The following is a 19757-nucleotide window of genomic DNA, read 5'->3' as shown; positions in this document are numbered from 1 at the left end:
AACGGGTAAACCACCCCGTCAAAAATTCTTTAAATTTTTGCCACCTCTCCAGAGGAGGGGAATGTTACGTCTTCAGTTGTAATATAGGGTTATATTTACTGGTAATTTTTAATCAAACCTTTGACAACGGCAATTACGTTGGGCATTGCTTTGTTGGCAGCGTTTAAAACTTCTTCGTGAGAAACGGCAAAAGCGACATCCGGCCCGCCAAGATCCGTAATAACGGAAATACAGAAAACATCCATTCCCATATGTCTGGCAACAATGACTTCCGGAACGGTACTCATTCCTACCATATCACCACCGATAGCTTTGATCATACCATATTCGGCCGGTGTTTCAAAAGTTGGTCCCTGAAGGGCAACATAAACTCCCTGATGAATTTTGATGTGTTGATCTGCAGCAGCCTGTTTTGCAGTAGCAATCATTTTTTTGTTGTAAGGCTCGCTCATATCCACAAAACGTGGTCCGAGCTCATCAATATTTTTTCCGCGTAAAGGATGCTCAGGCATCATGTTGATATGATCTTTCAGGATGACAATATCTGCAACGCTGTAAGCTGGGTTTACGCCACCGCAGGCATTGGAAAGAATAAGATTTTGAATTCCCAGTGCATGAAAAACTCTTATCGGAAAAGTCACGGTTTCCATAGAATGTCCTTCATAATAATGGAAACGTCCGCTCATCATCAGTACTTTTTTCCCTTCCAGGATTCCGTAAATCAGTTTTCCGGTGTGTCCGGCCACTGTAGTCTGTGGAAAATGAGGAATGTCTTTGTACTCTAAAACATGGATCGGTTCTACTTCATTTTGTAATTTCCCAAGTCCGGATCCTAAAACAACTGCAAAATCAGGGGTTTCCTGAATAATATTTTTAATAAAATCTGCAGTCTCTTTAATTTTTTCTAACATAATCTAAGATGATTTGATTGAATTCCTCTTTCTTATCAATAAGTACATTGATAGGCCAGTAGTAAACAATTTCTCTAAGATAGTCAAAAGTTTTCAGACGTACGTAGTCTTTCTCTGTGGTTAATATCAGTTTATATTCTCCTAATTTTTTGTATTCGGCAAGGATTTTTTTAATATCATCATCCGTGAAATTATGATGATCTCTGAATTTTAAATGTTTCACCCTTTTTGAGAATTTTGCCAGATGTTCCAGAAGCGGTTTAGGATTCGCAATTCCGGTGATCAGTAAAATATCATAATAATTCAGGTTGTTATCCGGAAGCATTTTATCTTTTCCGTACACATTTTCGTCATAGCCAATGGATGAAAAGAATACTTTCTGTCCGTAAGAAGGTCTTATTCTTGAGATATAATATCTTTTGGTTTCCTCAGTAAGTTCATCAGGACATTTGCTGACCATGATGATATTGGCTCTTTTATATCCTGCTCTTGATTCTCTCAGGTCTCCGGCAGGAAGAAGGTAATCCTTGAAAAACGGATCATTAAAATCAGTCATCAGAATATTGAATCCGGCTTTGATGGCTCTGTGCTGCATAGCATCATCCAGTACCAGAACTTCAAGATCCATATCATCAATCACTTTTTTGGCACCAGGAACACGTTCTTCTGAAACGGCAATTACGAAACGGTTTTTAAAACGTTCAAAAAGCTGCATCGCTTCGTCTCCCACCATTTTGTAGTTGCTTTCGTAATTTGTTACTTCATAGCCTTTGGTAAGCCTTCCGTAGCCACGTGAAAGCACTCCGGTTCTGTAATGTTTGGATAAGAACTGGGCAAGATACATCACCATGGGTGACTTCCCGCTTCCGCCCACAGAAAGGTTTCCGACATTGATTATCGGTGTCTTGAATTTTGTCGACTTAAAAACTCCCAGATCATACATTGTGTTCCGGATACCCGTTACCAAATGATAACCGAGGGAAAAAGGATAAAGGTACCATCTTTTCATACGATTGCAAAAATAGGAATTTTCATAAGCATTTGGAGTAATATTCTCAAAGACTTTTCAACAAATATTTCGTTAAATTAAAGTATTTTTGTGGAGTTATTACAATACATTGAGATACTTTATTGAATTTTCTTACAACGGAAAGAATTATTTCGGCTACCAGATACAGCCGGATGCTATTTCTGTACAGGAAGAACTGGAAAAGGCGCTGTCTACCATTTTGCGCGAAGAGATAAAAACTACAGGTGCGGGAAGAACAGATACAGGAGTTCATGCCAAAAAAATATTTGCCCATTTTGATACGGAAAAGGAATTGGATGATCAGCTTGTGCGAAGACTGAACAGTTTTCTGCCCCCTGATATTTCTATTAAAAGGATATTTCCCGTAAAAGATGATTTTCATGCCCGTTTTGATGCGACGTACAGAACTTACGAATATTATATCTCTCTGGAAAAAAATCCCTTCACTCAGGAATCTGCATGGCAGCACTGGAAAAGATCCCTGGATATAGAGGCCATGAATGAGGCCTGTAAAATTCTCTTTGAATATGAAGATTTCACAAGTTTTGCTAAATTAAAAACAGACAACAAAACGAATATCTGCAAAATCTACAAAGCAGAATGGGAACAGAACGGAACAGAACTGAAATTTACCGTTTCTGCCAATCGTTTTCTCAGAAATATGGTTCGTGCTATTGTAGGAACAATGGTGGAAATAGGAACAGGAAAACTGAAACCTGAAGATCTTCGTAAAGTGATTGAAGATAAAAACCGCAACGCAGCAGGTACTTCAGCACCGGGACACGGGTTGTATCTGGTAGATGTGGGGTACGAATTTTAAATAAAAACTAAAAACAAAAATAATAATCATGTTATCAATTTTTATTCTTATCGGTGCCTACCGATATTATGCACAATTAGCAGAAAGGTTTGGGAAAACAAAGTGGCATTACGGTCTTTTGGCTATCGGAATTTATCTGGGAACTCAATTAGTCTTAGGTATGAGTTACGGTGTGTATTTGGGAATGACAGATCCTGAGTCCGTAGATAATGTAAATTACACAGGTTTTTCCGGAGTGAATATGGTAGGTTGGCTCATCTCTATTGTTGCCGTTTGGGGTGTTTATAAACTCCTTGAAAACAAGTTTATAAAAGAAAGACCGGCAAAAACCATCGAAATTGAAGAAATAGGGAAGACTATTGATCAGTAACATTTCTCTTTTTAGTATCAGAAATTAAGATTATTTTTAAATAATGTAAGGGATACTAAAAAATAACCATGACTGAAATTGAAAAACTAGCCTTCGCATTACATCATTTTGCCGGACTTTCAGAAGAAGATTTCAGATTGTCTGAACAATTTTGGCTTCCTAAGGAATATAAAAAAGGAGATTTTTATAATCTTCAGGGAAATGTATGTTCTTATTTGGGGTTTATTGTTGAGGGTGTTTTCCGTTCTTACGTTATTAATGGAGATACCGGAGAAGAGAAGAATGTTTTTCTGTATTCTGCCAATGGCTTTGTTGTTCCTTTTAAAAGTTTTCTGAATCAGATTCCATGTGATTATTTTACACAGGCTCTTACGGATGCCTCCATTATTTTTATCCGGCATACCGATTTACTTTCGCTTTATCAGCAGTCGCATCAATGGGAAAAATTCGGGCGGCTTATGGCACAGGCAGCATTTAATATTACCATGACAAGGGTAGAGGGGTTTTTATTAAAGTCTCCGGAAGAACGCTATCTGGATCTTATGAAAGAACATCCGGATATTTTCAGCAATGTTCCGCTGTATCATATTTCTTCTTATCTGGGCATTCAGGGACCTTCTCTGAGTAGGATAAGGAAAAGAATTTCAGGGAAATAGTACGATTTTAACCTGAGTTAAAGTTTTCGTCATTTTATCTGCGGAAATTTGTTTCATCAATTTAACAATACAAAAAAGTAAAAATTATGAAAACAAAAACGATCGTATTAATTCATGGGTTATTTGTGAATAATACAAGCTGGAAAGAATGGAAAACCTATTTTGAAGCTCAGGGATATACAGTACATACACCTTCCAATCCTGGACATGAAGGAAATCCTGTTCATTTAAAGAATAATATTCCGGGAGAACTTCGTCATGTAGGATTTGATGATACCGTAAACAATCTGGTAAAGCTGATAGACAGTCTTCCTGAAAAACCTATTGTAATCGGGCATTCTTTTGGAGGACTTATGGTTCAGAAACTTATTGATATGGGAAAAGCGGAAGCCGGAGTAAGTATTGACGGAGCGCCTCCAAAGAACGTTATGGCTCCTTTTTCTACCATTAAAATCGTTTGGCCGGTGGTGAACTTTTTCAAAGGAAACAGTCCGTATCTTGGAACAAAAGAATGGTATCACAAAGCCTTTTTTAATAATTATTCAAAAGAAGAAAGTGATAAACTGTATGAAACAGTAGCTGTTCCTGAAAGCAGAAAACTGGCCAAAGATCCTTTGTTTAAAGCTTCTGCAAAACTAGATCTAAAAAAGCCCCATCAACCACTACTGTTTATTGCAGGTTCTAATGATCATATTTTTCCGGCAGCATTTTCAAAGAAGATAGCAGGAGCTTATAAAGATCCTGGCAGCATTGTTGATTTTAAAGAGTTTGCAGGGAGAAGTCATTTCATCTGTGGTGAAAAAAACTGGGAAGAAGTAGCGGAATACGTACTGGGCTGGATACAAAAGAATGCTTAATATATTCATATTGTAAATGGTAGGTATCTTATATTTTCTATGACGATTTGCAAAAGTTGTAAAGGCAGTACGGTTATAATGTCTTATTTTTGCATAGAATTTTATTTTAATTCTTTCTTTCGATTCGTACAATGAAAAAACAAGATACCTGGGGAATTATAAAAAGGCTGTTCTTTATCGGAATGAAATTTCGTTCTTGGTTCATCCTTACCCTTATCATTTCCATATTCCTTTCCATCGTTTCTACTTACAGGCCATATCTTACTATGCAGGTAGTGGATAATGATATTACAAAGCTGCATGATAAGGCTTTGATGATGAAACACATCTACATTCTTGTGGGATTGGTGTTTGCAGAAACTATATTAAACTTTTTCCTGGTTTATTTTTCAAATTTCATCTCGCAGAATGTGATCAGGGATATCAGAGAGCGTTTATATGCTAAACTGATTTATTTCAAAACTTCATTTTTTGACAAAACGCCTATCGGGCAGTTGGTGACGCGTGCTGTAGGAGATGTGGAAACCATTGCTACAGTATATACAGACGGATTCCTGATGGTATTCGGAGATATTCTGAGAATTCTGTTTGTACTGGTGATGATGTTCAGTACCAATGTTCACCTGAGTTATATTACACTGGCTATTTTACCTTTAATGGTATTGATTACGAGATTCTTTCAGAAAAGACTGAAAAAAGCTTTTGGAGATGAAAGAAACTGGACGGCCAATCAAAACTCATTTGTTCAGGAAAGACTGGCAGGAATGTCAATTATTCAGGTCTTCAACAGACAGGAATCTGAGTTCAAAAAATTTGATGATATCAATATTACGCTGAAGGGAGCATTGCTGAGAACTGTATTTATTTTCTCACTGTTTTTTCCTGTAGTGGAACTTATTTCTTCATTATTCATCGGTTTTATCCTTTTCTATGGAGGATATATTACGATCAGTGCCGGAGTGGTGATTGCTTTTATCCAGTATATTTCAATGCTGATCCGTCCTTTGAGACAGATTGCAGACCGTTTCAACAATATCCAGCGAGGAATTGTAGGAGCAGAAAGAGTATTGGGATTGATGGATGAAGAAAACTCAATGCCGAATAACGGAACGGTGAAGAAAGATCATTTTGCCGGAAAAATTGAATTCCAGAAAGTACATTTTGCGTATGATGAAAAGCAGGAAGTACTGAAAGGAATTGATTTCAAAGTAAATCCGGGAGAAACCGTCGCGATTGTAGGAGCAACAGGTGCCGGAAAATCTACCATTATCAGTTTGATTACAAGATTATATGATATCAACTCCGGAAATATTCTGATTGATGATGTGGATTTAAAAGATTATGAGCTTTATAATCTCAGAAGTCATATCGGAGTGGTATTACAGGATGTGTTCCTTTTCCACGGAAGTATTTTTGAAAATCTTGCTTTTGGAGATGACAGCATCACGTTGGAGAAGATAAAAGCAGGAGCCAGAGAAATTGAAGTAGATCAGTTTATTGAACAGCTTCCTGGAGGATATGATTATGTAGTAAGCGAAAGAGGTTCGTCTATTTCTTTAGGGCAGAGACAATTGTTGTCTTTCCTGAGAGCTTATTTATCAGATCCGAAAATTTTAATTCTGGATGAAGCTACCTCTTCTATTGATCATGAAAGTGAAAAGCTTATTCAGAGAGCTACGGAAAAAATTACCAAAAACAGAACTTCCATTATTATTGCCCACAGACTTTCTACCATTGAAAAAGCTGATAAGATTATTGTGATGGAGCATGGTAAAATTGTAGAAGAAGGAAAACACCTTGATCTTTTGGATAAAAACGGATATTATGCCACGCTTTACAAAGCCCAGCTTCGCCATGAAGTGGAAATGGAAGAAGAAAAAGAATCATAACCCATAAGGAATGATAATAAACAAAAAAGAGAGCCGGAAATGACTCTCTTTTTTTATATTTAATTAACTACATACAATTCATTACTACTTTTTAAAACTGCAGAATACAAAATTTTGAACCGTTTCAAAAGGAGTGGTGTGATCTTCAGTAATACACTGTACTTTTTTAAAGTTTTTTTCAAATTTTTCTGATAATGATTCCTCGTCATACTGCTGAATATCCAATCCACTGCATTTCGTAGGGCCGTTTTTCGAAAAAGTTCCAATGATCATAAAATGGTTTACATTTTTCTCCGCAATATCGATGTATTTTGAGACCTGCTCCGGAGTTGTCAGAAAATGAAAAGCAGCTCTGTCATGCCAGATGTCATAGGTTTCTGTTGGAGAGAAGGCTGTAATATCTGTGACAATCCATTTTACTTTACCGGCAGCATCTCCGAGTCTTTCCTGCGCCTTTTCCAGAGATTTGGCAGAAATATCAAGCACTGTAATATTTTCATATCCTTCCTCAAGAAGAAAATCAACAAGGTTGCTGTCTCCACCACCAATATCAATGATGCTGGCATCTTTTCCCAATCCTGAAGAAAGAATAAAGTCAAGGGAGGTCTGTGGTTTTTTCTGGGTCCAGCTTACCTGATCAGGATTTTTGGTTTCATATACATTTTCCCAGTGGTTTTTGTTGTCAGAAGAAATCATGATTCTTTTAATTGATTATTGATCTCCTCAAATTTATTAATTAATTCGTTAAGTTTTTCCTGTTGTTTCTTTATGGTTCGGGGCCTTAAGTAAAACCAGTTGAAAGCGATCCATGCACATGTTATAACATACGTTAGAATACCAAAACCAATGGCCATTCTCGATGTGTATTCATACATATAAAAACAAATTCCCAGAAAGAGCATCATAAAATACAGATTGAGTATCGTGGTCTCCATCCATTTCTGTTTGTTTTTTACCACATATAAACTTTGAAGATATTCACTGTTCGATTGGGTCTGATCAATCTTATAAAATACCATAAACATTTTGTTATAGGCCAGAAGAAAGATTACCATAGCCAGAATAACGAGTACAATTCCAATTTTTGTAGTGATCATCTGAGGCTGGTAAATGTACCAGATAAAAGCAATTAATATAGAGGTGGTGATTAAAGCCACATTGGCGAGAATCAGTTTGCGCAGGTTCTGGTTTCTGAATTTTTTCAGTTTTCCAAGAAGTTCTTCCAGATTGGGTTTGTTGGAAGTTTGCTGCTTCCATATATTTTTGAAATCGATATTAGTATCCATTGTCTTTAAACTTTTGCGTTAGTTTTTCTTTTATCCTGTGAATCTTTACCCTGATATTAGACTCTGAAAGTCCTACGATATGGGCTATTTCAGCCTGTTTTATCTCTTCCAGTTCCAATGAAATAATAATTCTGTCTGTTTCGGGCAACTCTGAAATAAACTGATAGAGCATTTGAATCTGAGGTTCCATAGATTCCTGTTTTTTTTCTTCCAGGTTGATGGGTAAATCTGTTTTGGCAAATTTCTTTTCCTTTTCAATCTGTCGGAGACAGTTGTTAGAAGCTATTCTGAAAATCCATGTTCCTACGCTGGATTCATTCCTGAATTTCGGGAGCTGCTGCCAGACTATGATAAATGTTTCCTGAGCAAGATCCTGAGCAATATCAGTATCATTCACATATCCCATGCATAAACGGAATATCCTTTGCCAGTAGAGTTCGTATATCTCTTCAAAAACCATTATTTCACAGATAAAAAGTTGTTAAGCTGGCTAAAATACCAATCCTTATCATCGTACATAATGAAGTGTAATCCTTTTGAAGCATACTGCATATTGGCATTCTTTAAATTTTTGTACTGCCCTTCAATAGTGGGTTTAAGGTTAACAAAAAAGGATTCCAAAAGAATAAGGGAAGGGCATTGGATGTTTTTTATTTTCTCTCTGAGATCTGTATTATAAAAATCGCAGTACATTTTAGCAAATGTTTTTCGGTCAGATTTCATGCTCCAGTTGATCACGGTTTCCTGCATCGAAGTATCAGCTATGAGACGTGGCATAGCCTGAGTCTGCATTTTTCGGAACTGTTCATCATTCATTGCTGTTAACTGAGTAATGGTAGCCGAACAGTCATTGTTTTCTTTAGAAGTAAAATTAGGATCAGATAAGGCTGCCAGGCAGGGCAGAGTATCTACAATAATAATTTTACCTACAAGTTCGGGATAATCGGCTGCAATAGCCAGGGCAAGACCGCCTCCCATACTATGTCCGATAAGAATAGGTTTGTCAATTTTATTATTTTTGATGTAAGCCGCAATACTTTTTTCCCAGTCTTTAAAGCTGGCATCTGTCTGTGGTTTTGTTCCGGCAAATCCAGCCATCGTTAAAGTATAACAGGTGAAATCTTTTTCAAACTTTGCAGTGGTTTCGTTCCAAACATCACCTGAAGAGGCAAATCCCGGAATGAATAGTAAAGATTGATTTCCTTTTCCGGTTTTTTTCACTTCAAACGGATAAGTTGTTTGTTGGCCAAATATATTGCATACCGCTAAAAAAAATAACATGATGATTAAAAGGAATGTGAATTTTTTCATGATTTCTAAAGTTTTAAAGTTTATTTGTCTTTTAGAGACGAACCTTTAAAAAATGTTACACAAGAATTAATCTTTTTTTGAAAAAAAATATTTCTCCTCCTTCCAAACCCTTTTGTTTAGGGTAAAATCATATGAAATTTATTTTTATAAAAATGGATAGCAGTCATTTCTAAATAGTAAAAACGCGATGAAATAATGAATAAAATATCAGGAAATTATTAATCTAATATCCTTCCGTAGAATCTGCTGATGTCAAAGTAAAACCCAGAGACTTTATATTTGTCTTTTTCAAATTCCTGATAATCACATTTTCCATTGTGGTTTTGTGCCTTTGTTTCCATTTGAAACCTGTTTAAAAGTGCGTATTCATCTGTTACAGAGATAACGTGAAAGCCTGTTTCACAGGTCAATCCATCACCTGAGGTAAGAATGGCATTTAATAACCCGTGGAAATTTCCTGCAATTTTTTCAGCTGTGGCGTCATCATTGTTTAAATGATACAAATAGGCGAGATAATTCATAGCACGCAAATCCAGCGGATTTTCATCCAATGCGCCCAAAAATAACTGGATTCCTTTGGAAAGATCTTTTTGTGAAATACCTTCTCCACGATAATACTTGGCAACCTCTTCAGCTTTCTTCCCTGTTTTATAAGGCTGATATTCTTTTTGGAAGGTATATCCGAAGTAAAGATGACGATATTGATTGCTGGTAAGAAGCGTATCGTTCTGTTTTAACCTCTTTAAAAGTTTCGGATAATAGAATTCTGAATTTTTATTCTCAATATTTTTTTGAATTTCCACATAATCCGGTGCTTTAAATTCTATTTTTTGACCATGCAGAAAACTGAGCATTGTAAAAAAGAATAAAGAGAAGAATGCTTTGATATTCATAGTTTGGATAGGGTTTTTACAATTTTTTATGATGCTAAAAATATGAAATATGTATCAATTAAATGATATTGACTGACTATTTGTAAAAAAAATAATAAAATATTATCAAAGTGTTATTTTGTGTTGATAAATTTACTAACTTTATTCGGAATTTGAGATGTTACCCCTAACATTTGAAGGGGTGAATGGAATTTTTAACTAAAAAACTATAAATATTAATGAGCAGTAGTATCCAAGATGAATTTAAAGTCTTTAAAGACGAATTAAGAAAGTTGAATATCGAAGTACAGAAAGTTGTAAAAGTAGGAAACGGTAGTATGGATTTCCATGAGGTTTTCTACAAATCGCCGAGGTATGAAGAGGTAAAAAGTATATATGTCCAGCGTCATAATCTGGATAGTATGATTGAAAAATTTAAACAGGCCTATCATTAAAAAATAGAACGAGCGCCGCAGATTTTCTGTGGCGCTCGCTTTTTTATAGACTGTCAGAAACTAATCTTTATCCAGTGTAGAAGTTTTCTTGGTGTCTTTCATTCCAACATACACAACAAGGGAAAAAAGAATACAACCGGTAATGTACCAGTAAAAATATTCTTCAGATCCTATCTTTTTAAACCAAAGTGCAATATATTCCGCTGTTCCTCCAAATACTGCAACGGTAATAGCATAAGGTAAACCTACACCAAGCGCTCTGATTTCAGATGGAAACAGCTCTGCTTTTACAACAGCATTAATGGATGTGTAGCCACTTACAATAATTAACGCTGCCATAATCAGGAAAAATGCAGTCCAAATGGACGTAGTTGTGCTCAATGCTGTAAGAAGCGGAACCGTACATAAAGTTCCCAGAATGCCAAAACCTAAAAGAAGCGGCCTTCTTCCGATCTTGTCAGATAACCCTCCAAATACAGGCTGAAGGCAGGCGAAAATAAATAACGAAATGAAAGAAACTAATGTAGACTCTTCCTTGGTAAGATGTACCGTATTCACCAGGAATTTCTGCATATACGTTGTATAGGTATAAAATGCCAGTGTTCCTCCTAAAGTCAGTCCCACAACAGTAAGCAGAGCTTTTGGATGTTTCAGGAGTTCTTTTACTGTTCCTTTTTTCTTTTCGTTGACTGTCTTTTTATTCTCAAAAGCTTCTGTTTCGTGAAGATTAGCCCGAAGGTATAATGCAATAATGGAAAGAAGTGCCCCAATTACAAAAGGAATTCTCCAGCCCCATTCTTCCAGCTGAGCTTCTGTGAGTAATAATTTTTGTAAAATAAGCTGAATTCCCAATGCTATAAGCTGCCCGCCAATCAAAGTGACATATTGAAAACTTGAATAAAATCCTCTTCTGTCCTGAGTCGCCATTTCGCTGAGGTAAGTTGCGGAAACTCCATATTCACCACCTACACTTAATCCCTGAAGTAATCTTGCCAGCAAAAGCAATAAGGGAGCAAGAATACCTATGGATTGATAGGTCGGAGTAAGGGCAATCAGTAAAGATCCAAAAGACATCAACAAAACAGAAAGCGTCATTGCTTTTTTTCTTCCGACTTTATCAGCAATACTCCCGAACAACCATCCGCCGATAGGACGCATAAGAAATCCTACAGCAAATATTCCTGCGGTATTCATCAGTTGTGCATTCAGGTCAGAATCAGGGAAAAATGAATGGGAGAAATAAATGGCAAAGGCAGCATATGCATACCAGTCATACCATTCAACAAGATTTCCAATAGATCCGCCTATAATGGCTTTGATTCTTTGACCTGTAGTGATAGCCGTTGAGTTCATACAATGTTATTTTCCTGAAAAGTTTTTTTTAATAATGGGATCCAAGATACAAATTTCAGAAAAAAGCAAACCGCTCTGGAAAAGAACGGTTTAATAGTATATAAAAGTGAGTTTTTAAAACCTATATCCAATCGAAAGCCCACTTCTGAAACCAGCCCAAGGTCCGTCTACCTTTATTTTTGCTCCATTGGCATTGGTTTCTACCGTATATTTTACAAAAGGAATATCCAGGTTTTCAATTTCTTTTTTAAGCTGTGCCTGCATATCCGGTGTGAGTACATAATCTGAGGTCATGGTAAAATCTCCTTTCCCGCTTCCGTAGTGGGCACCTGCGATCCAGAAATCCAATACAAGATTCTGGCTTCTGGTCAGAAAGACCTGTACACCAACCATTAAACCTCCACTATTTCCTTTGGTATCTCCATGCCCTTTAAGTGGAATTGGATAAGTGATCCCATTCGGGCCGTTATAATCATAATAAAAATCAAAAGTATTGGATGTGACACTTGAGTATCGGTAATAGGGTGCAAAATAAAAACCTTTTCCATAGCCTTGTCCAATATAAAACCTTGGCTCTATCGTGAAATTAGTGGCTTTTACTCTCAAATTCTGGAATCTTTTTTCATCTTCATCTTTCAGAAAAGAATTGATAAAAGGTACTTTTCCTTCAGTCATCGTTCCAAAGCCAATGTTCACAGAAAACCATTGGTTGATAGCTCTTTCATAAGACAGATTGATATTTCTGAATGCATACGCTGTGACATTGGTCTTGATGATATTCATCTTCTCTGCCGCCGGGCTGTTCTGAATTTCCTGAGCTCCCAGGACAGAAAACAGAAAGCATGGAATTAATAGGACTGCTTTTTTCATGACTCTATATTTTGTGATGTAAAAAATACCAGCAAAAAACGGGCTGGATTTAACATAATAATTAAAGTTTTTAAAGAAAACATATTGATCACTTTCTAATCGGTTGCCATTACAAATGTAACAAACATTGATAATTGATTGTTCTAATTGTATAATTCATCTTCAGACATGAAAAAAACTATATATACCATTTTCTTTCTTTGTGGTGTCTTTATGTTTTCACAGGAAAAGAAAAATGATACAGTGGATGCAGTGGCTACCCAAGAAATTCAGGAGGTTATTTTGAAATCTCAGCGTAAAAAACAGTTTGCAGACAAAGCTGTTTATACTTTTGATAAAGAGGCGCTGGAAAAAGCTCGCTATGCAAAAGATTTACTTCGTACTCTTCCAGAATTACAACTGGATCCGGTAGCCAATACCATTACCAGTACGAAGGGAGGAACTACACTATTTCTTATCAACGGGATTGAAGCTACCGATATGCAGATCCGAAGTATTGCACCCAGTGAGGTTGTAAAGGTAGAATACTATGATATTCCACCGGCAAGATGGGCAACAAGAGCAGATACGGTAGTGAATATTCTGACAAAATCTACAGAAACGGGATATGTTTTCGGAGCTGATGTTTCTGCTGCTTTGAATACGGGATTTGTGAATGGTTCTGCCTACGCAGATTATACAAAAGGAAAGAATAATTTCGGACTGGAATATTCACTGAATCTTAGAGATTATAATGACAGAAGAGTCAATAGTGTCTATGATTATCAACTGAATGGAAATCATTACCGTTCTGATGAAAATAGAAAAGATCATTTCGGATATACTTTCCAGAATATTGCGTTACGCTATACCAGACTTGTGCCTGATGACTACGCTTTTCAGGCTAAACTGAATATGGATATTTTCAGCAGGTTTTCAAAAGGAGTAGGGCAGAGTGTTTTTACTGAGGATAATCTGAAGGAAGAGCACAATATGTTCAAAAATAATGGTTCAGATTATGTGATCCCTAAGCTGGATCTTTATTATTCTAAAAAGATTGGGGAAAAAGATGAGTTGAGTATTAATGTTGTAGGTTCTCATTATACTACCAATACTACAGAAACGGCCAAAGAATGGATTGTAGGTTCAGGATTATCGGTATATGATAATGATATGGTATTGAAAGCAAAGCAGACGAGTGTGGTAGGAGAACTGGCACATGTCCATGATTTTACAGCAGGAAAACTTTCATCCGGATACCGTATTTCAAGGTCTTCTATTTCTAATGATTTGAATAATCTTGCCGGATATTCCCAATACAGTGTTACTTATCTGGAACAGTATTTCTATACTGAATTTGCCGGGAAAATAGACAAATTAAGCTATCGTATCGGAGCTGGTCTTACCAATATTCATAACAAAAGTGCAGAGAATGTTTTTGATGAATGGACTTTTACTCCAAAAATTATCTTAGCTTATCAGATTAAAAATAATCAGAACCTTCGTTTTACAGCAAGTTATAATCCGGTAAGTCCATGGAGTAATGCATTAAGTAGTAATGTAGTGCAATTGGCACCTAATATTGTTCAGAGAGGAAATCCTTTTTTACAATCTCAACAGGTTTTTTCTAATAATCTGACCTATTCTTTTAATAATAAGTATTTTGATTTCAATGCAGGTTTATTTTACCGATATACCAACAGGGTAATCAATCAGTATTACGTTCATGATGAGGTATTGAATGGATATGCACTGACTTATGAAAACGGAAAAAATGCTCAGAGATATGGAGTTCAGTTAACAGGATCTTATAAACCTTTTGGAAATAGCCTCCTTGTTATCAAAGCTGTGATTACACCTACTTCTGAAACAGTAAGAACAAGCAAAGGAGCTTTGATAAAAAATAATTATTTAGGAAACTATTTCTCGCTTTCTTCAGAATATAAATCTTTTTCCGTTCAGTATCAGTTCAATATTCCTGTGTATAGTCTCAATGGAGCATTCCTTAATACAAATGAGAATCAGAATAATATTTTTGTGAGCTATAAACATAAAAACTGGACATTTTCTACAGGAATGTATTGGATAGGAATGCCTTCAGAATACAAAACGAAAAGTTTGCCGGAAAGTCTGGTAGATTATAAAGTTCATACACAGATTATGAACAATAAGTCGATGTTTATATTAGGGCTAAGTTATGATTTCTCGAAAGGGAAGAAAACCGAAATTCAGCGAAAGCTTAATAATGAAACAGCTCCTGCAGCTACTTTTTAAGAGTTGGTTTTAGGTGGAAAGAGGGAAGCTGGAGGATGGGATTTTATATTGTACAGATAATCATTGAAGATTTTATTTATTAAAAAATAGAATAAATTAAACTCTATTTATTCTTAGACTAAAATAGCTTCCAACCTCCATCCTCCTGCTTCCTTACAAAACAAATCCCCGCTCATTGGAGCGGGGATTTGTTTGTATTATTTCTTGATGAATTTTGTATTCTTTGTTTCTGCAGCATTTTTTCCACTGATCTCAATGAAATAAGATGCTGGCGGAAGATCTGAGATCTGTATGTTTCCAGATTTTACATCGGAAGTCTTAACCAGTTTACCATCCAGACTGTAAATGTTTGCTTTAGAATAATTATCTGTATTTCCTTTGAAACCGATAAAATCCTGAGCAGGGTTTGGATACACCACTAGGTTTTCTTTTTTCACTGCATTGCTGGTTGCCAGGAATGTTTCACTTAATGCAAATGAAGTTACTACATTCTGGTTGATACTTAATAATGGAATACTGATATTTCCGCTGGTAGAATTTAACAGAGAATATCTGTGTGAAGCATCATAATAAGAATAGGCTGTATTGGTTATTGCTCCAATAGGATTAGAATAAGTAACATCGAATGATGAATATAGATTGAGATTCTGTGTGAATTTTACTCTAAGAACATTACTGTATGTTTGATTACCTATAATTAAAGTTCCATATGCATCAGCAATGGCAGTCATTGTACCACTGAACAATCCGTTGGCAGAAGATGAGGAGAAAGTACCTTTTGCAGTATCAGTTTGTGCTGGTCCATAAGTGGTTGGAAAATTAATATGAGTACCGTTATCCACATTAAAGTTTAAAGTTGCCTGTGTGTTTACCATTCCTGTGATTTCCAGTTTAGTCGAAGACGCTTTATAGTAAACTATTGTTGCGCCATCTATCATTTTAATAGTGGAACCTGGGAAAGTTGCTATTTCAGTAGAAGTAGGAGTTAAATAGGTTGTTTGTGATGCTGCTCCCATCGTAAGTCCTGCATTTGAGAATGTAGCATTGGCTCCTGTTGCAGTGTTGTTTACACCTCCGGTGGCAAGATTATAATTAACGATATTTCCAGAAATAGGGTCATTAGCCGCTTTTGTAAGCGTAATCTGCGCAGAAAACATCGCAGATGCTCCTAATAAAAGGAGTAAAGATTTTTTCATAGTCAAAATTTTTTGTTAAAAATAAATAAAAAATGGTATTCAATTATCAAATTAATTAGTTTTTAGTTAAATTTTTAATAAAAACGCCTGTTGATCGGATCAACAGGCAGTCTGTGCGTTAAAAATGTTTAAGTTTAATTGCTTATTACCATTTTGCGGTAAGTATAAATATCCTCGATGGTCACTACACTCATCCCTTTTTTGATGGCAAAGTCTACAATTTCCGGAAGTCTTGCCATAGAACCGTCTTCATTCGTCAGTTCACAAAGTACAGCATCGTTACCCAGGTTAGCCATTTTTACAAGGTCAACGCTGCCTTCAGTATGACCACGTCTTTCAAATACTCCACCTTCTCTTGCAATTAAAGGGAATACATGACCTGGGCTTGCAATATGCTCTGCCTGTGCATTTGATGCTACGGCTGTTCTGATTGTTGTTACGCGGTCTTTTGCTGAAACACCTGATTCTACACCTTCTCTGGCTTCAATGGAAATGGTGAATGCAGTTTGATTTTTTGAATTGTTGTTTTCCACCATCGGACGAAGGTTGAGGTGTCGGCTTTTTTCCTCAGAAATACACAAGCATACGATACCGCTGCATTCGCGGATCAGAAGTGCCATGTCCTGTTCTGTAATCGTGGAAGCGGGAAAGATGATATCGCCTTCGTTTTCACGATTTTCGTCATCTACTAAAAGAATACCTTTTCCCTTTTGTAATGTCTGAAGTGCTTTTTCTACACGTTCTCTGGAGGTAGCTCCGAATTGTTCTAATAATTTTTCCATGTTATTTTACTTTTAAAAGTTAAAATACTCTTCGGTACATGGAAATGAAATACAACGCAACAAGAGTCCATAAGGAATCCTATTGGTCATCTCATTTTCTTCTCCCATCCAGACTTTAACTGTCGGTTCCGGAATTTCACCAGATCAGTCCTTTCCGAAGAAAGGAGTCGCGGACTGTAACCGCCGGTAGGGAATTCCACCCTGCCCCGAAGAAAACTTATACTAAGTTTTGCTGTATGTTGTAATTTAAATTTTTATTTCATTGAATGGTATTTAACGCACAGGCCGCTAATTTCGGGAAGTTTTTTGAATTGGAGAAGCGTTTTTAATCAAATTTAAAGAATGCTTTTTTTTAATTGATATCTTTAGGTTGTTCTTAGTATTTTTTCCATCTTCTTCCCTTTCGCCAATTCATCGATCAGCTTATCCAGATAACGGATATTTCGCATAAGTTCATCCTCAATGTCTTCCACCCGATGTCCACAGATGACACCTTTTATCAATGAAACATTGGGGTTGATCTGAGGTGCTTTTTCAAAGAAAGTTTTAAAATCAGTTTTATTGTTTAATATTTCCTGTAATTCTTTTTCGTGATATCCGGTGAGCCAGAATATGATTTCATGTACCTCTTCTCTGGTACGTCCTTTCTTTTCGGTTTTTTGGATGTAATGTGGATAAACACTGGAGAATGCTGTTGCAAAGACTCTGGTATTCTGCATCTCTAAATATTAGATTAGTTTTTTGATAACTCCATCAAGAATAGAATTGAATTCATCTGGTTTTTCCAACATGGGATAATGGCCAACGCCTTCAATGGTAACATAATCATAGTCTTTTAAATATTTGCGGTTAGCTTCAATATCAGTAGGAGAAGCATCGGAATTAATAGCTATAACGGGTACCTGAATCTGTTTTGCGAATGGGTTGAAGTCTGTTTTATATAAAGGCCAGAGCGCATTGATTGCCAATTCAGGTTTGTGTTGAAGAAATTCATGCTGTACTCTTTCTTTTACATCACGGGGCGTTCCTTCTGCAAATAAAAATTGTGGCAAAATGTTTTCTACAGTGTATTTGAAATCCTTTCCATATTGAGAAAGCGCTTCTTCAGCCTGTTCTTCGGTAAAGGACTCATCCAGGTTTTTCAATGTATCGATCAGAATTATAGCTTTTACTTTTGATATTTTCAATGAAGCTTCAAGTACATAAGCTCCGGACATAGAATGTCCTACAAGAATTATTTCATTCGAATCAATTGCATCAGCGACGGCTTTGATGTCGTCCGCATATTTTGCACTGCTCCATTCCTGTCTGGAAGCATCAGATTTTCCATGTCCTGCAAGATCCATTTGTACAATATGATATTGGCTGCTGAAATATTTCTGCTGGTCTGCCCACCATTCCGTATTCCCGAGCCATCCGTGAACGAAAATCAATGTGGTATTTCCGCTTCCGGATTCTTGGTAATGAATTTTCTGACCGTCTGATGATACTGCATATTTTTCCATATAAAATGAGAGTTTTGGTATATTTTATTTTGAGATTGTAATTTACGAAAAGACCTTTAAAAATAGAGATGTGTATTTACAACAGATCTGATGAATGAAAAAACACCACATTGCTGCAGTGTTTATCTTTTTATTTGTTCTCTTTTGATCGGAGGTTTACTAAAATAATAACATAAGGGGTTCCCAAAAGATCTTTTATTTCACATTTGAAAAAGATGAGGTCTTTTAAAAACTGCTGGTGAGAAACTTCAATCTGATATTCTATTCCTGTGGGCATTGCTTTTGTTGCAAAGCCTTCCAGATTATCTACTTCATAAGCCTTTTCCTTTCCCATAAAATTGAAAATTTCCCTTAATATGCAATTCATAGTAAAAACAGAAGGAACAATGGGGTAGTTTTCAAAATGTCCTTTGCATTGGTTAGGAGTAAAAGGTTCCAGGAGAATACTGAACTGGCAGTCACTTTCGATAGTGATTTTACCTTTAGGAAGCGTTTCTTCATAATATTCTACCGGAGTGTCATTATAATAATCTTTGTAAAAAAGTTTGAATGTATCTTTTGCGATGATATGATAATCGAGTTCAAAAGAGTAAAGAGGTTCTCCGGAATGATGATCTCTTACCAATAGAGAAGATTTACCTTTTCTTTTCGATTCTAAAAAGCTTTCACCAACAATGAAAACCGAATCATATTTTTTATAAGAAAGCTGTCTTATTCTCACTTTTTCACCCATGAAATAAATCTGTTCTTTAGATGTAGTGTTGAGAAGTCTGTACAAATTGCAGCTTCCCAGAGAAGACAGAATTTTTATGAGTTTAGAAAAGTTCTCATGGCTGAAATCGCAATTGCAAATTTTAGTTTCTATGCTGTTATCATTGAAAATTGTATTTTCTGGAATAGAAATGTAAGGTTGTGTTTCCCCAAGATAAGGGATGATGTTTTCCATGATGTCTGTTGTTGTCATTTGAATGAGGGTATTGGGTTATTAAATCTGTTTTCATTTGTGGATAACTTTTCATCATCGTTGTGGAATCATATTTTTTGGATACCTGCGAATTTGTGTTTGTTGAGATTTCAATGTTCATTTGAACTACTAGCTGAAATTTATAATCATAAATATGTTTTTTTATTTAATGTGTTTTTAATTTGTTGATATAATTTAAGTTATGTGTATTAATTCTTTTGTTGGTGATTTGTTTTTGATGCAATTTATAAAAAAATATTCATAATAGATTATGAATAAATGTTCAATATGTGAGATTTTAGATCTTAGCAGGAAAATTTTTATAGCAAAAAAATGTGGATAACTTATCCACAAAAGTTATCCACCTGATTTTCTAT

General features: G+C 35.9%; 21 protein-coding genes and 1 riboswitch. Of the genes, 7 read left to right on the top strand and 14 right to left on the bottom strand.

Annotated elements, in window-relative coordinates:
* Positions 1–95: 95 nt before the first annotated feature.
* Entirely contained in the window at positions 96–911 is an 816-nt protein-coding gene (locus ACKTTZ_RS04675; RefSeq protein WP_407847596.1) for a purine-nucleoside phosphorylase, read from the bottom strand.
* Positions 895–1920: a tetraacyldisaccharide 4'-kinase gene (gene lpxK, locus ACKTTZ_RS04670; protein WP_034696194.1), complete on the bottom strand. Its 1026-nt coding sequence runs from the start codon at positions 1918–1920 to the stop codon at positions 895–897. The genes ACKTTZ_RS04675 and lpxK overlap by 17 nt, the downstream gene beginning before the upstream one ends.
* Positions 1921–2029: 109 nt before the next feature.
* Here lpxK and truA point away from each other — a divergent pair, with 109 nt between their 5' ends.
* The 5 genes from truA (at position 2030) to ACKTTZ_RS04645 (ending at position 6533) form a co-directional block, all read left to right on the top strand.
* Entirely contained in the window at positions 2030–2761 is a 732-nt protein-coding gene (gene truA / locus ACKTTZ_RS04665; protein WP_407847594.1) for a tRNA pseudouridine(38-40) synthase TruA, read from the top strand.
* A 28-nt stretch (positions 2762–2789) separates the two neighbouring features.
* Positions 2790–3131 carry a hypothetical protein gene (locus ACKTTZ_RS04660; RefSeq protein ID WP_034696191.1) on the top strand — a complete coding sequence of 114 codons (342 nt, stop codon included), beginning with the start codon at positions 2790–2792 and terminating at the stop codon, positions 3129–3131.
* Positions 3132–3199: 68 nt separating this feature from the next.
* Positions 3200–3787: a Crp/Fnr family transcriptional regulator gene (locus ACKTTZ_RS04655; protein WP_407847592.1), complete on the top strand. Its 588-nt coding sequence runs from the start codon at positions 3200–3202 to the stop codon at positions 3785–3787.
* Between the two features lie 86 nt (positions 3788–3873).
* Complete coding sequence (locus ACKTTZ_RS04650; RefSeq protein ID WP_407847591.1) at positions 3874–4644, top strand: alpha/beta hydrolase; 771 nt, start codon at positions 3874–3876, stop codon at positions 4642–4644.
* Between the two features lie 131 nt (positions 4645–4775).
* Positions 4776–6533: an ABC transporter ATP-binding protein gene (locus ACKTTZ_RS04645; RefSeq protein ID WP_034696186.1), complete on the top strand. Its 1758-nt coding sequence runs from the start codon at positions 4776–4778 to the stop codon at positions 6531–6533.
* Between the two features lie 84 nt (positions 6534–6617).
* On the opposite strand, the gene ACKTTZ_RS04640 is transcribed toward ACKTTZ_RS04645, so the two are convergent.
* From ACKTTZ_RS04640 to ACKTTZ_RS04620, 5 genes are all read right to left on the bottom strand, one after another.
* Positions 6618–7229, bottom strand: a complete 612-nt coding sequence (locus tag ACKTTZ_RS04640; protein WP_034696185.1) for a class I SAM-dependent methyltransferase — start codon at positions 7227–7229, stop codon at positions 6618–6620.
* Positions 7226–7819 carry a hypothetical protein gene (locus tag ACKTTZ_RS04635; protein WP_034696184.1) on the bottom strand — a complete coding sequence of 198 codons (594 nt, stop codon included), beginning with the start codon at positions 7817–7819 and terminating at the stop codon, positions 7226–7228. Before ACKTTZ_RS04635 ends, ACKTTZ_RS04640 begins: the two co-directional genes overlap by 4 nt.
* Positions 7809–8279 carry an RNA polymerase sigma factor gene (locus ACKTTZ_RS04630; protein WP_034696183.1) on the bottom strand — a complete coding sequence of 157 codons (471 nt, stop codon included), beginning with the start codon at positions 8277–8279 and terminating at the stop codon, positions 7809–7811. Before ACKTTZ_RS04630 ends, ACKTTZ_RS04635 begins: the two co-directional genes overlap by 11 nt.
* A complete protein-coding gene (locus ACKTTZ_RS04625) occupies positions 8279–9130 on the bottom strand; it encodes an alpha/beta fold hydrolase (protein WP_253317310.1) in 852 nt (283 codons plus the stop codon). The genes ACKTTZ_RS04630 and ACKTTZ_RS04625 overlap by 1 nt, the downstream gene beginning before the upstream one ends.
* 218 nt (positions 9131–9348) lie before the next feature.
* On the bottom strand, positions 9349–10023 hold the full coding sequence (locus tag ACKTTZ_RS04620) for a DUF4919 domain-containing protein (RefSeq protein ID WP_407847587.1): 675 nt from the start codon (positions 10021–10023) through the stop codon (positions 9349–9351).
* A 218-nt stretch (positions 10024–10241) separates the two neighbouring features.
* Between ACKTTZ_RS04620 and ACKTTZ_RS04615 the strand changes: the two genes are divergently transcribed.
* Positions 10242–10457, top strand: coding sequence for a hypothetical protein (locus ACKTTZ_RS04615; RefSeq protein ID WP_034696179.1), 216 nt, complete (start codon positions 10242–10244; stop codon positions 10455–10457).
* A gap of 60 nt (positions 10458–10517) precedes the next feature.
* On the opposite strand, the gene ACKTTZ_RS04610 is transcribed toward ACKTTZ_RS04615, so the two are convergent.
* Positions 10518–11810, bottom strand: coding sequence for an MFS transporter (locus tag ACKTTZ_RS04610; protein ID WP_407847585.1), 1293 nt, complete (start codon positions 11808–11810; stop codon positions 10518–10520).
* Positions 11811–11924: 114 nt separating this feature from the next.
* On the bottom strand, positions 11925–12680 hold the full coding sequence (locus ACKTTZ_RS04605) for a DUF3575 domain-containing protein (protein WP_407847583.1): 756 nt from the start codon (positions 12678–12680) through the stop codon (positions 11925–11927).
* Between the two features lie 168 nt (positions 12681–12848).
* Here ACKTTZ_RS04605 and ACKTTZ_RS04600 point away from each other — a divergent pair, with 168 nt between their 5' ends.
* Positions 12849–14933 (top strand): outer membrane beta-barrel protein, encoded by a 2085-nt coding sequence (locus ACKTTZ_RS04600; protein WP_253317312.1) that lies wholly within the window; start codon positions 12849–12851, stop codon positions 14931–14933.
* 197 nt (positions 14934–15130) lie between these two features.
* Here the strand turns inward: ACKTTZ_RS04600 and ACKTTZ_RS04595 are convergent, their stop codons facing one another.
* The 5 genes from ACKTTZ_RS04595 to ACKTTZ_RS04575 form a co-directional block, all read right to left on the bottom strand.
* Positions 15131–16129 (bottom strand): T9SS type A sorting domain-containing protein, encoded by a 999-nt coding sequence (locus ACKTTZ_RS04595; protein WP_034696172.1) that lies wholly within the window; start codon positions 16127–16129, stop codon positions 15131–15133.
* Positions 16130–16263: 134 nt separating this feature from the next.
* Positions 16264–16911 (bottom strand): 3,4-dihydroxy-2-butanone-4-phosphate synthase, encoded by a 648-nt coding sequence (ribB, locus tag ACKTTZ_RS04590; RefSeq protein WP_407847580.1) that lies wholly within the window; start codon positions 16909–16911, stop codon positions 16264–16266.
* 92 nt (positions 16912–17003) lie between these two features.
* Positions 17004–17129: riboswitch (FMN riboswitch) on the bottom strand.
* Positions 17130–17276: 147 nt separating this feature from the next.
* Positions 17277–17630 (bottom strand): DUF2200 domain-containing protein, encoded by a 354-nt coding sequence (locus ACKTTZ_RS04585; RefSeq protein WP_407847578.1) that lies wholly within the window; start codon positions 17628–17630, stop codon positions 17277–17279.
* Positions 17631–17639: 9 nt separating this feature from the next.
* The gene (locus ACKTTZ_RS04580; protein ID WP_034696169.1) at positions 17640–18416 is read right to left on the bottom strand and encodes an alpha/beta fold hydrolase; all 777 of its coding nucleotides are present in this window, start codon (positions 18414–18416) and stop codon (positions 17640–17642) included.
* 130 nt (positions 18417–18546) lie between these two features.
* Positions 18547–19380, bottom strand: coding sequence for a hypothetical protein (locus ACKTTZ_RS04575; RefSeq protein WP_034696168.1), 834 nt, complete (start codon positions 19378–19380; stop codon positions 18547–18549).
* Between the last annotated feature and the right edge of the window lie 377 nt (positions 19381–19757).

This window comes from Chryseobacterium sp. KCF3-3 (genome assembly GCF_045865955.1).
Taxonomy (GTDB): domain Bacteria; phylum Bacteroidota; class Bacteroidia; order Flavobacteriales; family Weeksellaceae; genus Chryseobacterium.
The sequence above is the reverse complement of the archived record's forward strand: the minus strand, read 5'-3'. Positions and strand labels throughout refer to the sequence as shown.